The organism is Ruminococcus sp. 1001136sp1 (genome assembly GCF_039841815.1).
GTDB classification, from domain to species: Bacteria; Bacillota; Clostridia; order Lachnospirales; family Lachnospiraceae; genus Blautia_A; species Blautia_A faecis.
The window spans coordinates 1-12,833 of the sequence record NZ_JBDPGY010000022.1 but is presented as its reverse complement, the minus strand read 5'-3'; the positions used below and the strand labels follow the sequence as shown (position 1 = coordinate 12,833).

Genomic DNA, 12,833 nt, shown 5'->3' with positions numbered 1-12,833 from the left:
TTTCTACTCTTCGATATCATCGTAGGAATCGTCGATTTCGGATTCATAATCCTCTTCTTCGTCCTCGTCCACATCAACAAGTTCCTCTCCGTCAAACTCCTGCTTGGTATAGCCATGTTTGCTGAAGGATTCCTCTCCTCTGTGGCCGCGGGAATCTCCCTCGATAACTGCACGAAGATCGGTTTCGCCGTAATCTACATTCTCCATGATCTGAACTTCTGTCTGATCATCTTTGAGCACACGTACATCCAATGCCAGGGACTGGAGCTCTTTAAGAAGAACCTTAAAGGATTCCGGAATACCAGGCTCAGGGATGTTATCACCCTTGATGATTGCTTCATAAGTCTTCACACGACCGACTACATCATCGGATTTAACTGTCAGGATTTCCTGGAGTGTATAGGATGCACCGTATGCCTCCAGAGCCCAAACCTCCATCTCTCCGAAACGCTGTCCACCGAACTGAGCTTTACCACCCAGTGGCTGCTGTGTAACCAGAGAGTAAGGACCTGTGGAACGGGCATGGATCTTATCATCAACCAGATGATGCAGTTTCAGGTAATGCATGTGTCCGATTGTGGTCGGACCGTCGAAGAACTCTCCGGTACGTCCGTCACGAAGCTGTACTTTACCATCTCTGGAAATCGGAACACCTTTCCACAATGCTCTGTGGGCTTTGTTCTCATCCAGATACTGCATTACATCAGGTGCCAGAATGTCTTTGTATTTCTCACGGAACTTTTCAAAATCTTCTGTATTTACATAGTCATTTGCAAGTTCCAGTGTATCCTGGATATCATTCTCGTTTGCACCATCGAATACCGGTGTGGAAATATTAAAGCCAAGTGCTTTGGCAGCAAGACTTAAATGAATTTCCAGGACCTGTCCAATGTTCATACGGGAAGGTACACCCAGCGGGTTCAGCACGATATCCAGTGGACGTCCGTTCGGAAGGAATGGCATATCCTCAACCGGAAGTACACGGGAAACGACACCCTTGTTACCATGACGACCAGCCATCTTATCACCAACGGAGATTTTTCTCTTCTGTGCGATATAGATACGTACAGACTGATTAACTCCTGGAGACAGCTCATCACCATTTTCTCTTGTGAATACCTTGGCGTCTACAACGATACCATACTCACCGTGTGGTACCTTAAGGGAAGTATCACGAACCTCGCGTGCTTTCTCACCAAAGATTGCACGAAGAAGTCTCTCCTCTGCTGTAAGCTCAGTCTCTCCCTTAGGAGTAACCTTACCAACAAGGATATCACCAGCACGAACCTCTGCACCGATACGAATGATTCCGCGCTCATCAAGATCCTTGAGTGCATCATCACCTACGCCTGGAACATCACGGGTGATCTCTTCCGGTCCAAGCTTTGTATCACGGGATTCTGCTTCATATTCTTCAATGTGAACAGATGTATAAACATCGTTCTGTACAAGTTTCTCACTTAACAGTACGGCATCCTCGTAGTTATAACCTTCCCAGGTCATAAATCCGATCAGAGGGTTCTTGCCAAGAGCAAGCTCTCCCTGAGAAGTAGACGGACCATCGGCAATAACATCACCTGCTTCAACGTGCTCGCCCTGATTAACGATCGGACGCTGGTTGTAGCAGTTGCTCTGGTTACTGCGCATGAATTTGGTAAGATGATAATCATCTTTTGTTCCATCATCATTCTTGATGCTGATATCGGTAGATGTGGAGCGAAGTACAGTACCAGACTTTCTTGCAACCACACAAACACCGGAGTCAACAGCTGTCTTTGCTTCCATTCCTGTACCAACAACTGGTGCTTCTGTGGTAAGAAGCGGAACAGCCTGACGCTGCATGTTTGATCCCATCAGCGCACGGTTCGCATCGTCGTTCTGAAGGAATGGAATCAGGGCTGTAGCTACAGAGAATACCATCTTAGGAGATACGTCCATGTAATCAAACATCTGACGCTCATACTCCTGAGTCTCTTCACGATAACGACCGGAAACGTTCTTACGAACGAAATGTCCTTCTGCGTCAAGTGCCTCATTCGCCTGTGCTACATGGTAGTTATCCTCTTCATCTGCGGTCATGTAAACAACTTCGTCAGTTACACGCGGATTCATAGGATCAGTTTTATCAATCTTACGGTAAGGTGCCTCAACAAATCCGTACTGATTCAGCTTTGCATAAGAGGCAAGGGAGTTGATCAGACCGATGTTTGGACCCTCAGGAGTCTCGATCGGGCACATTCTTCCGTAATGGGAATAGTGAACGTCTCGAACCTCGAATCCGGCTCTGTCTCGTGACAAACCGCCAGGTCCAAGTGCGGAAAGACGTCTCTTATGGGTCAGCTCACCAAGAGGGTTGTTCTGATCCATGAACTGTGACAGCTGGGAAGATCCAAAGAACTCTTTTACAGCAGCTGTTACAGGTTTGATATTGATCAGGGACTGCGGGGAAATGCTCTCCACATCCTGTGTTGTCATTCTCTCACGAACCACACGCTCAAGTCTGGAAAGACCGATACGGTACTGATTCTGAAGCAGTTCACCAACCGCACGGATACGACGGTTTCCTAAGTGGTCGATGTCGTCGTCATTTCCAATGCCATATTCCAGATGCATATTGTAATTAATAGAAGCAAAAATATCTTCTCTTGTAATATGCTTCGGGATCAGGTCATGGATATCTCTGCGGATAGCGGCAATTCTGTCCTCAAGTGTGTCATTTTCTTCCAGAATTTTTTCGAGTACAGGGTAATATACTAACTCTGTAACCCCAAGCTCTTCCAGGTTCTCAATTTCTGGCAGATAGTGATGCATGTCTACCATTAAGTTAGAAAGAACTTTAATTCTGCGGTCTTCTTCACCCTGGATCCATACAAATGGAACTGCAGCGTTCTGAATGGCATCAGCCAGTTCTCTGGTTACGATAGTACCAGCCTCTGCAAGAATTTCTCCTGTAGAGCCCTCAACCACATCGTCAGCCAGCTTATGACCAACAATTCGTTTATTGAAATGAAGTTTCTTATTAAATTTATAACGTCCGACCTTGGCAAGATCATATCTTCTCGGATCAAAGAACATCGCATTGATCAGGCTCTCTGCGCTCTCAACTGCAAGCGGCTCGCCTGGACGGATTTTCTTATACAGTTCAAGAAGACCTTCTTCATAATTCGTAGAAGTATCCTTTGTGAAACTTGCAAGGATCTTCGGCTCTTCGCCAAACAGATCAATGATCTCTGCATTGGAACCAACACCAAGTGCACGGATCAGTACAGTGATCGGAACCTTACGGGTTCTGTCCACACGCACATAGAATACATCGTTGGAGTCAGTCTCATATTCCAGCCATGCTCCTCTGTTAGGAATTACTGTACAGGAAAACAGTCTCTTACCGATTTTATCGTGTGCAATGGCATAATAGATTCCAGGGGAACGTACTAACTGGCTGACAATAACACGCTCAGCACCGTTAATGACGAAAGTTCCTGTCGCGGTCATAATCGGCAGGTCTCCCATGAAAATCTCGTGTTCGTTGATCTCATCTGTTTCCTTGTTAATCAGTCTCACTCGAACCTTCAAAGGTGCGGCATAAGTTACGTCACGTTCTTTACACTGCTCGATGGTGTATTTAGCCTCTTTTTCATCAAATGTGAAGCCGATGAATTCAAGACTGAGCTTTCCGCCGTAGTCTGCGATTGGAGAAATATCGTCGAATACTTCATTCAATCCTTCGTCGAGAAACCACTGGTAAGAATCCTTCTGGACCTCGATCAAGTTCGGCATTTCCAGGACTTCTTTTTGTCTCTGGTAGCTCATTCGCATGCTTTTTCCAGTTTTTACAGAACGAATTCTGTTTTTTTCCATTGACGTTTCACCCCTGTTTTATTTTATTTATTACAACATCAGCCCGCTCTGCTGCATAAGCATAGTAGGCATATCTTGCCATAATATAGCATTCTTCACTATAGCACAACAAAAAAAGCCTGTCAAGCACTTTTCTGTTGTTTTTTCATTTGTTTTTTTATTTGTAATTGCTGAATAGTTATAATTTATTTTACTTTTCTCTTACTATAAGAAAGGTTTCCATATTTATCCGATAATACAAAGAGAAGCTTCGTTCCTTTTTTCTGTTTTTTGATAGAAATATTATATTTCTTTCGGGAATTGATGCTTCCTCTGCCGATTTTTTTATTCTTGTTTCTGCTCACTGCATAAATTGTAAGTTTCTTTCCACCCGCCGCTTTGCCTGTGATCTTCACTGACTTTCTGGTGATCTTAGACGCAGTGGGCATTTTCACGGAAATGATTCCAGTGCTGTTTTCCGCATAAATTGCATAAGTACTGCCATTATTCTCCAGACGGTTCTTTTTGTTTCCGGAAATCTTTGACCTGCTTACATATAAACCGCATTTTCTGCTGCCAGTAACCGCATTTCCATAAAGTTTTCCGGTCTGACTTGCGATCACTTGGATTCCTCTGCCGTTCACATTCGTAATCCTGTTAGATTTTATAACAGCATTTCCAATATTTTCCACATATATTCCGTCCAGCATACAGCCTTTCACCTGATTCGCTGTGATCTGACAGCCCTCGCTGTCCCAGAGAACAATTCCGTTCTTTTTTCCGGAGGATATACGGTTCCGGCTTACTTCACACCCGTCAGAGCCATTTTCCATAAGAATTCCATCGCCGCCGATACCTGAAATCACATTATCCAGGACTTGATTCTCTGTGGATGGAGTCCCCAGCTTTCCTCCGTCATAAGCGTAGATTCCTACATTTTTACAACCTGATACCTGATTATCTTTTATCACATTTTTAGAAGAAGCAGACAGATAAATTCCCATGTTGGAAAAGGATGCAGTTTTTTGCAGCTTCAACTGATTATCTTCCACTGTACAGCCATCAGCAAGATAAAGGCGAATTCCATTTCCAGTCCCTGTGATCATATTTCCCTTTACCGCAACACCGTTTTCCTTATAAATACCTACCGGAATTCCCTTAGCCTGTGCCTTTGAGCTGTCACTTACCCAGGCTCCCTGGACTTCAATTCCATATCCTCTCCATATGTTTCCATTGATCTGGCTCACTGAAGAAATAGAAATCTGATTATTTTTCACGGAAATGCCCGCATTCTGGTGGTTTCCTTCCATTCCTGCAACAGTTCCCGGTATAAGATGGGTATTCGGGAAATACATGCAGCTCACAAGCACTCCGCCGCCTGCATTCTCTATTATATTGTCCTCCACAGCAGAATCCACGTAATTCAGGCACCAGACAGCTCTCTTTTTCACATTTCGAAAGGTATTCCCCTGAATCACAATATTCCGGTATGGCCTGTCGTAGATCATGCTGTGGCTGCCCACTCCTGCAAACACATCCTCAAAAACGTTATCCGTAATCCTGATATTCTCACAGACAGCTCCGTCAAAGGGCTGATATCCTGGAAAAATATAATCCAGACATGCATCCAGCTGAATGCATTCCTGTCCGCCGCCTTCATATTCCTGCCAATATCCCCGGAATGTACAGCCAGTCACAGTTACATCTTCCGTACCTGCCAGCTCAAGAAAATGAGATTTCAAATTGTTTAGAAATGTTACGTTCTTCACAGTTACGTGTCTGGCATGTCCAATCCTGAAGCCTACAAAACCGCCTGTGCCTTCCTTATCTTCGACAACCGGGTAATTCAGATCCCAGGTTCCGCCTTCAATGGTGATATTGTGATATCCATCATAACCTCCGGCAGAAAGTATGTCATCTCCCAGTCTGAGGACCACATGCTTATCTGTACAGGATTTCGTCAGTACAGCTCCTTCTGCATAAAGAGTAAGATTGCTGTACATATGGATAGTTCCGGAAATCAGATAGCTTCCCTGAGGAATGATTACCGTACAAGGAGTTTCATCTGTAGCTCTCTGCCCCATAAAGTGAAGCACTGTATTCAAAGTTTCGGTAATATCACTTCCATCAGCCACATCTAAAGTCACCACTGCAGCGCCTTCTGGAATAGTCGCCAGAATCTGCTGTTCATTATCAGAAGGTACAGGTGTAAGCAGAGCTTCTTCTGGCTCCTCTTCAAAATCATTATCAGACTCATCTGCTGAAAAAAATCCCACCTCAGCTGTTCCGCCATAGAAGCCAGTCTCATCCTCTTCCATTTCTGGCTCAAGATCGCAATCTGAAAAGCTGTCTTCAAAATTCTCCGTCACATTTTCTGCTGATTCAGCATATATAACAGAACTGCCTCCCAGATATAAAGATACTCCCAGTAATGTTACAGTCAAAAACATTTTTATATTCATTCAGAATCTCCTTGCACAAAAAGAATCCTGATTGCAGGAAACTCCAACAGAATTTCCTGTTACACAAAAAAATCCCCGCAGTGGCCTGCACGACAGACTTCTGCGGGGAGCATGGTTCGCTTAAATACACCTAAATTATTTAAGAGTAACTTTAGCGCCTTCAGCCTCAAGTTTAGTTTTGATATCCTCAGCCTCTGCTTTGGAAGCGCCCTCTTTAACCATTTTCGGAGCACCATCAACAACTTCTTTAGCTTCTTTAAGACCTAAGCCTGTGATCTCACGAACAACTTTGATAACTTTAACTTTGTTAGGACCTACTTCTGTAAGCTCTACGTCAAACTCATCTTTCTCCTCAGCTGCTTCACCAGCACCTGCTGCTGCTACAACAACGCCTGCTGCTGCGGATACACCGAACTCTTCCTCGCAAGCTTTTACTAAATCATTTAACTCTAATACAGATAACTCTTTGATTGCTTCGATAAACTCAGCTGTTGTTAACTTTGCCATTATAATTTTCCTCCATTTTTAAATTTTTTGTGGAATCAATGATTCGATTCAGCGACAGAAACTTAAATTATTCTGCTGCTGGTGCCTCAGCCTCTCCACCCTTCTGCTCTGCGATCTGATTAAGCACACGAGCAAAGTTGGTAATAGGAGACTGGATACTTCCAAGCAGTTTGCCAAGAAGTTCTTCTCTGGACGGGATCTGGGACAGTGCCTGGATTCCTGCCTGATCGTTGTAGTTACCCTCAACAATACCAGCTACTAACTCAAGTGCCGGATACTGTTTTGCAAATTTAGCAAGGATTCTTGCAGGAGCAGTAGCGTCTGTTGCAGAAATTGCAATAGCGTTTGTTCCATGTAAGTGCTTGTCAAGATCTGCACATGGAGTACCTTCAAATGCACGACGCATTAAAGTGTTTTTGTAAACCTTGTACTGTACGCCGGACTCTCTTAACTCTTTACGTAAAATAGTATCCTGCTCAACTGTAAGACCACTGTAGTCAACAAGAACAACAGCCTGTGCGTCTTTAATATTGTTAGCGATTTCTTCTACGATTGGTTGTTTCAGTTCTACTTTTGCCATGAAATGGTACACCTCCTTATAGAATTTGATATACCGCCAAAAAAAGCCTTACTGTAAGACAGCAAGGCTTAACGTAATTCTTACGAAAGAATACTTAGTCCTCGGTAGGCGTTTTAATCCTTATGCCTTACGGCACCTACTGTCTTCGGCAGCGTTCTGTAATAAAATACCACGTTCGATTTTATTTGTCAATAGTAATTTTAATTTTTTTACATCTGTTTTCTTACTACTCTGTACTCGTCCCCCATGCGGAAATAAGGGCAATCGTGATAGGTTCCTGTAATAAAACGATACATCTCATCTTCGTCAAGGTTCATATCACAAGTATAGCACTCGTAATCATCGTCGTAAGAATAGTTTACACAATATTCGCAGTTCGCCCCCTGCTTCTTTTTCATATTACATACCCTGCCTTCCTTGCGAGTATTTAAAAACATTCCCACAATCTGCACGTTTTAGAACGTGTTTGAAAAATCATTCCCACAATCTGCACGCCCCACTTTGCGGGAGATTTTGCCTGAATTCGGTTACCGTAGCCCGCTACGGCGCCCTCATCCAGTCAAAATCTCCCACAAATTGTGACGCACATCTTGCAGAAAGCCTTTTTCAGACACGCTCTAGAGAATTTCCATGGTCCAGGAAATCTGGCACTCCCTGCCAGCTTCCAGTGAAATAAGATTCTTCTGTTCCTCCAGATTTTCTGTAATTCCCTGTCTGGATGGAAGGGAACACCACGGCTCAATGCAAACATAAGGAGCATCCATGCAGGGCATATGCCAGAAACCGACATAAGGCATATCCACATAAGATACCTTCACTGCCTTTTTGCCCTTCGTACTGTGAAGCAGAACCTCTCCAGAGGTTTTCTCCAGCACAATAGCATCTTCATCAAAAAGATTATGACGAAGAGGAATCCGTCTGCCCTCCAAAAGTTCATAGGACTCCTTCCCCTCCACAAAACACTCCTGTGAAAAAAGAATGCGCTGCGGCTCACATGCCCTGGAAAATTCCAATTCATAATCCTCAAAGGAAAGTCCCTCTTCCATCGGAATATTAAATCCCGGGTGACCGCCGATTCCAAAATACATCGTTTTCTCATCCTTATTTTTTACCGAATAGAAAACTTTTAAAGTATTTTTCTCAAGCAGATATCGGATCTCAAAACGAAAATGAAATGGATACTGTTCCAAAGTTTCCCTGGTATCTTCCATTGCAAACACCAGTTCATTCTCCCCTGCTTTCTCACAGGAGAAAACAGAATCCTTGGCAAAACCGTGAATGTCCATATGATAAGTCTTCCCCTGAAATATGTAGGATTTCTCCCATAATCTGGCAATATAGGGAAAAAGATTGGCACCATGCTCATTCCAGTATCTGTCATCTCCCTGCCAGATATACTCAAATCCGTCCTTATCTGTCACGGACCACAAAATAGCACCTTCTGTGTCGGCCTTCACTTTAAGAAATTCATTGCTGATCTCGTATTTCATTCCATTCCTCAACTTCCTGGCATCATATCAGGCCATGATAAAATCTCTCTGGCAATGACCTCTTCATAGTTGCCCTCAATATCCTGACTGCGTCCTGCTTCATAAATATTTGTCTCTGCCCCCCAGACACGGTCCTCATACTCCCACACATGGAATTTCAATCCTCGAAACAGAAAATCAAGACTTCCGCAGCCATCAATCTCTGTATATTCGTATTTGATATTCTTCTTTTTTAATGCATCCTGTACAATCTGTAACCGCATTTTTGTCACCTTCCTTTAGTCTCAAAGCGATACTCTTATGATCATTCTTTTTTCTGCTGACCATTATCTACATAAATTCTGTTCTTACCGGATTTCTTTGAAGCATACATTGCGTTATCCGCCGCCAGATACAGGCTTTCATAGTCGTTTCCAGCTGCAGGATAAGCCGCCGCTCCTATACTCACGGTAAAATGTGGTGTAGTCTCTGACTTTGCCAGAATATCAAGAATTTCCGCACCTTTTGCTTCAACAGCCGAAGCAAGCTCTGTATTTGTCATAAACACAATAAATTCATCACCGCCAAGACGACCGATAATATCCTCCCTACGGAAATGTTCCTTCAAAAGTTTTACCAAAGTAATCAATGCAAGGTCACCTATTGCATGCCCCATTGTATCATTTACCGTTTTAAAATCATCAATATCGAGCATAAGCAGGTAACCTTTACACTCTTTATCCTGCATAAGCGTATTGATTTTCTGCTCTGCAGCCTTGCGGTTCAGAGCGCCTGTAAGACCATCAACAGAGGCTTTTTCACGAAGATCCTGTTCTCTGGTCATCTCATTCTGAACGTCAGAAATCTTGCCCAGAAATGCCTGTGGTGTACCAAGACGGCCTCGTATCAGACGGCCCATCCATCGCACCCAACGATAATTATCGTTCTTATCCTTAAAACGAATTACAAAATCATCAATCTCATCAGAATTATCACCAATTGTGGAAAGAAGTGCCTTTACCTTCGCCACATCACCTGGATGAACCATTGTGAAATCTGTGTCACTGTCAAAAGGCCTGATCGGACCGATTTCCTTCAGTCCAAATAAAGTCGTTATATTTGGCGTAAATACCAATGTTTTTTCCAGGCAGTCATATTCAAAAAGAACCGTGTCCGAAAACTCCGACAAAATGTCGTACCTTGCCTGACCTTTCATCACTTTCTTCTGCTGTTTCATATAGAATCGTACTGTAAAAAGCAGCATGATCAACGCGCATCCAAGAAGCGTAAAAATAATCATGCGGTTTCCATTGATGAGCACTGCTTTATAATTCTTCATTTTGGCGGAACGATATTCTGAAAACAGAATACAGTCTCTGCCCTCCAACTTGGATGCCACCAGATAGATATCCGTTTTCTCAAGCTCCGTGAAAATATGGGGTGCTCCATAGGTCAGCTTTTTAAGGGACTTTTCCACCTGGGAAATACTGTTATCTTTCACATGCTGCGAATGAAGCACTGTCGCCACCGTATATTCAATGTCAAAAATCCGCATATCTCCTGCCAGGATTTTCCCATCTGAATTGCACACATAGTGAAGCACATTCCCCTCGTCCTCGTTCAGAGCCTCCCAGGCTTCCTCCACCTTATCTGCTCCAGTTGAACCAGCCAGGAAATTCTCCATTTCTGTCAGTGCTTCCGAATGGGTGGATAAAAGTGATTCCTCCATAAGCTCTGTAAAAATCTTCTCTGTTCTTTGACGATATCTGCTCATAAGAAAAATCGTCAGAAAAACCATCACAGCAAGACAGACCAGTCCGATGATCATTCCCTGCCGTTTCATTTTGTATTCAGGATTGTCTTTCACGCTTTTTTCCATATTAACGTCATCCATTCCAAGCCGTGACGGCTTTTATTCGTTATTTTTCAGTATAAAGCCTATATATTCTGCTGTCAAGCTTGTGATTTTTGGTCACTTTTTACAAGTCTTGTATTGGAAGGATACTTTTGTTTTATTCATAGGGTTCCATCTGCCGCTGAAATAATGTAAAGTGAATAAAACAAAAAGAAGCATATTGTGACCTATCATGCATCCCCAGGCAGACACAAGTCCCAGTCCAAGAAGATGGATGCAGATAAAAGTCCCCAGAATTCTTACACCCCACATTCCCGCTACATTGAAAATAAAGGGAGTTACTGTTTTCCCCACACCTTGCATCATGCCCTCGATCACAATAGGTACACCATAAAACGGTTCGGAAACAGCAACCATACGAAGTACCGTACTTCCCAGACGGATAACCTGCGCATCTGATGAAAACAGCCTAATCAATATCGGCGCAAAAATAAACAGCAGACTTCCGGAAATAACCATCAGTCCCACTTCCAACGGCACAATTGCCTTGGCAAGGCTGTTGAGTTTTTTATTGTCATTGGCCCCAAGAGCATTTCCTGCAAGAGTAGCCGCTGCTGTCTGCATTCCATATCCTGGAATATAAAAAGCAGATTCTACTGTATTGGCAATAGTATGGGCTGCCGTTGCAGTCTCGCCCAAAGAATTGATCATGGATGCAAATGCCACATATCCAAGGGACGTGGCAAATCGCTGAAACATATTTGGAACAGCCACCTTCAGACAAGGGCGCAGAACTGCAGAATCCGGCAGGAAGCTCTGACCCTTTGGAGATATATCAGTATGCTTCCATAATTTAACCGTAATTGCAATACCTCCAATGGTATAAGCTATAGCACTCGCAGCTGCTGCACCTTGAACGCCCCATCCCGCGCCTGGGATCACCAGTTCTTTTCCACCAATCAGCACAGTTCTGGTGGAATATATAAGAAAAAAGTTCAGTACAATGTTAATAACATTAAAGGCAATTCCTACCTGCATAGGGGTTTTGGTATCGCCCACTGCTCTCAGGACAGTTCCAAAAATAATGTTCGCAGTTCGAAAAAGCATCGGTGCATAGAGGATCAGGAAATAGCTGGATGCCAGTTTCTGAATAGAAGGATCTACCTGCATCCAAACAGGGACTTTACGGCTCAGTCCCATTGTCAGAATTGTAAAAAATATTCCTACGATCACAACTGTCAGCACAGCCTGTCCTGAAGCTTTTTTTGCCTGTTCTTTTTTTCCTGCTCCGATTGACTGGGATATGTATGCCAGAAATCCTATGCTGATCGCAGAAATCGTACTTCCAATCAGCCAGTTTACTGTACTGGTAGCTCCAACAGCGGCCGTTGCACTTGTTCCCAGGACGCCTACCATACCAGTGTCCATATATTGTACTGCAGTCTGCATCAGCTGTTCCAGCATAGTTGGCCACGCAAGAGAAAAAATAACTGGCAGCATTTCTTTTGTTCCCTGATCTGCCAGTCTGGATCTGTTTCTAGTTGATTTCATCTTATTTCTTCCTATTCTGTTACCTGTTATTTTATGATACCAGTGTCAAATGGTCAAAAAGCCGTTCGTGCTTGCACGATAAGGTGTTTGAACTTGGGACACGCCAAATATGAGAAAGTAGCGATTTACGCAGTAAATCAGCGGATTTCGAATATTTGGAGGATTACGGGAGCAGCGGAGCTGGGTCGCAATCCGAAGTATCAAATGAGTGGCAAAAGACCTTTTGACACTCATATCATTTTATGAATTGATTTAAAAAATATTTTAACAGAATATAAAGAAAAAAAATAGGGTAAAAGTAAAGAAAAGACAACAAAAAAAACGATAACCAACCGGCTACCGTTTCCGTTCTGTACCTTCAAAACTACATACATGTTACATCCTAATGGAATCATTTTACCTCTGCGTGAGTCCGGCAGTTACTTTATAACCGCCTTTCTCATTTCTTGGTCAAGCCCTCACCCTATTAGTAACAGTCAGCTCCATGTGTTACCACACTTCCACCCCTGCCCTATCTACCTCGTCGTCTTCAAGGGGGTTTACTTCTTTCGAATGGGACATCTCATCTTGAG

Annotated in this window: 11 protein-coding genes, 1 rRNA gene and 1 other annotated feature; of the genes, 1 reads left to right on the top strand and 11 read right to left on the bottom strand. The window is 43.4% G+C overall.

Annotation, left to right across the window (positions count from 1 at the left end; translation table 11 throughout):
- Positions 1-3: 3 nt before the first annotated feature.
- From ABHC48_RS16805 to ABHC48_RS16780, 6 genes are all read right to left on the bottom strand, one after another.
- Entirely contained in the window at positions 4-3,858 is a 3,855-nt protein-coding gene (locus tag ABHC48_RS16805) for a DNA-directed RNA polymerase subunit beta (RefSeq protein WP_195700227.1), read from the bottom strand.
- 185 nt (positions 3,859-4,043) lie between these two features.
- Positions 4,044-6,299: a right-handed parallel beta-helix repeat-containing protein gene (locus ABHC48_RS16800; RefSeq protein WP_195700226.1), complete on the bottom strand. Its 2,256-nt coding sequence runs from the start codon at positions 6,297-6,299 to the stop codon at positions 4,044-4,046.
- A gap of 135 nt (positions 6,300-6,434) precedes the next feature.
- Positions 6,435-6,806: a 50S ribosomal protein L7/L12 gene (gene rplL / locus ABHC48_RS16795; protein WP_118583314.1), complete on the bottom strand. Its 372-nt coding sequence runs from the start codon at positions 6,804-6,806 to the stop codon at positions 6,435-6,437.
- A gap of 67 nt (positions 6,807-6,873) precedes the next feature.
- The gene (rplJ, locus tag ABHC48_RS16790) at positions 6,874-7,386 is read right to left on the bottom strand and encodes a 50S ribosomal protein L10 (RefSeq protein ID WP_118583316.1); all 513 of its coding nucleotides are present in this window, start codon (positions 7,384-7,386) and stop codon (positions 6,874-6,876) included.
- A gap of 30 nt (positions 7,387-7,416) precedes the next feature.
- Positions 7,417-7,553: a sequence feature (ribosomal protein L10 leader region), on the bottom strand.
- A 42-nt stretch (positions 7,554-7,595) separates the two neighbouring features.
- Complete coding sequence (locus ABHC48_RS16785) at positions 7,596-7,784, bottom strand: DUF6472 family protein (RefSeq protein WP_118583318.1); 189 nt, start codon at positions 7,782-7,784, stop codon at positions 7,596-7,598.
- Positions 7,785-7,813: 29 nt separating this feature from the next.
- The gene (locus tag ABHC48_RS16780; protein WP_308768486.1) at positions 7,814-7,909 is read right to left on the bottom strand and encodes a DUF6783 domain-containing protein; all 96 of its coding nucleotides are present in this window, start codon (positions 7,907-7,909) and stop codon (positions 7,814-7,816) included.
- Here ABHC48_RS16780 and ABHC48_RS16775 point away from each other — a divergent pair.
- Complete coding sequence (locus ABHC48_RS16775) at positions 7,874-8,062, top strand: DUF6783 domain-containing protein (protein ID WP_308768485.1); 189 nt, start codon at positions 7,874-7,876, stop codon at positions 8,060-8,062. The genes ABHC48_RS16780 and ABHC48_RS16775 overlap by 36 nt on opposite strands.
- Here ABHC48_RS16775 and ABHC48_RS16770 read toward each other — a convergent pair.
- The 5 genes from ABHC48_RS16770 to ABHC48_RS16750 form a co-directional block, all read right to left on the bottom strand.
- Complete coding sequence (locus tag ABHC48_RS16770; protein ID WP_195700225.1) at positions 8,004-8,876, bottom strand: aldose 1-epimerase family protein; 873 nt, start codon at positions 8,874-8,876, stop codon at positions 8,004-8,006. The two genes, ABHC48_RS16775 and ABHC48_RS16770, sit on opposite strands and share 59 nt — an antisense overlap.
- A gap of 8 nt (positions 8,877-8,884) precedes the next feature.
- On the bottom strand, positions 8,885-9,139 hold the full coding sequence (locus ABHC48_RS16765; RefSeq protein ID WP_118583324.1) for a kinase: 255 nt from the start codon (positions 9,137-9,139) through the stop codon (positions 8,885-8,887).
- 41 nt (positions 9,140-9,180) lie between these two features.
- Positions 9,181-10,734 carry a sensor domain-containing diguanylate cyclase gene (locus ABHC48_RS16760; RefSeq protein ID WP_195700224.1) on the bottom strand — a complete coding sequence of 518 codons (1,554 nt, stop codon included), beginning with the start codon at positions 10,732-10,734 and terminating at the stop codon, positions 9,181-9,183.
- 93 nt (positions 10,735-10,827) lie between these two features.
- Positions 10,828-12,261 (bottom strand): MATE family efflux transporter, encoded by a 1,434-nt coding sequence (locus ABHC48_RS16755; protein ID WP_243284587.1) that lies wholly within the window; start codon positions 12,259-12,261, stop codon positions 10,828-10,830.
- Positions 12,262-12,707: 446 nt separating this feature from the next.
- Positions 12,708-12,833, bottom strand: a 23S ribosomal RNA gene (locus tag ABHC48_RS16750); the annotation flags it as partial.

Bases quoted from the DNA above. Each gene is read 5' to 3' on its own strand.
- ABHC48_RS16805 (WP_195700227.1), bottom strand. From the start codon at position 3,858: ATGGAAAAAAACAGAATTCGTTCTGTAAAAACTGGAAAAAGCATGCGA.
- ABHC48_RS16800 (WP_195700226.1), bottom strand. From the start codon at position 6,299: ATGAATATAAAAATGTTTTTGACTGTAACATTACTGGGAGTATCTTTA.
- rplL (WP_118583314.1), bottom strand. From the start codon at position 6,806: ATGGCAAAGTTAACAACAGCTGAGTTTATCGAAGCAATCAAAGAGTTA.
- rplJ (WP_118583316.1), bottom strand. From the start codon at position 7,386: ATGGCAAAAGTAGAACTGAAACAACCAATCGTAGAAGAAATCGCTAAC.
- ABHC48_RS16785 (WP_118583318.1), bottom strand. From the start codon at position 7,784: ATGAAAAAGAAGCAGGGGGCGAACTGCGAATATTGTGTAAACTATTCT.
- ABHC48_RS16770 (WP_195700225.1), bottom strand. From the start codon at position 8,876: ATGAAATACGAGATCAGCAATGAATTTCTTAAAGTGAAGGCCGACACA.
- ABHC48_RS16765 (WP_118583324.1), bottom strand. From the start codon at position 9,139: ATGCGGTTACAGATTGTACAGGATGCATTAAAAAAGAAGAATATCAAA.
- ABHC48_RS16760 (WP_195700224.1), bottom strand. From the start codon at position 10,734: ATGGAAAAAAGCGTGAAAGACAATCCTGAATACAAAATGAAACGGCAG.
- ABHC48_RS16755 (WP_243284587.1), bottom strand. From the start codon at position 12,261: ATGAAATCAACTAGAAACAGATCCAGACTGGCAGATCAGGGAACAAAA.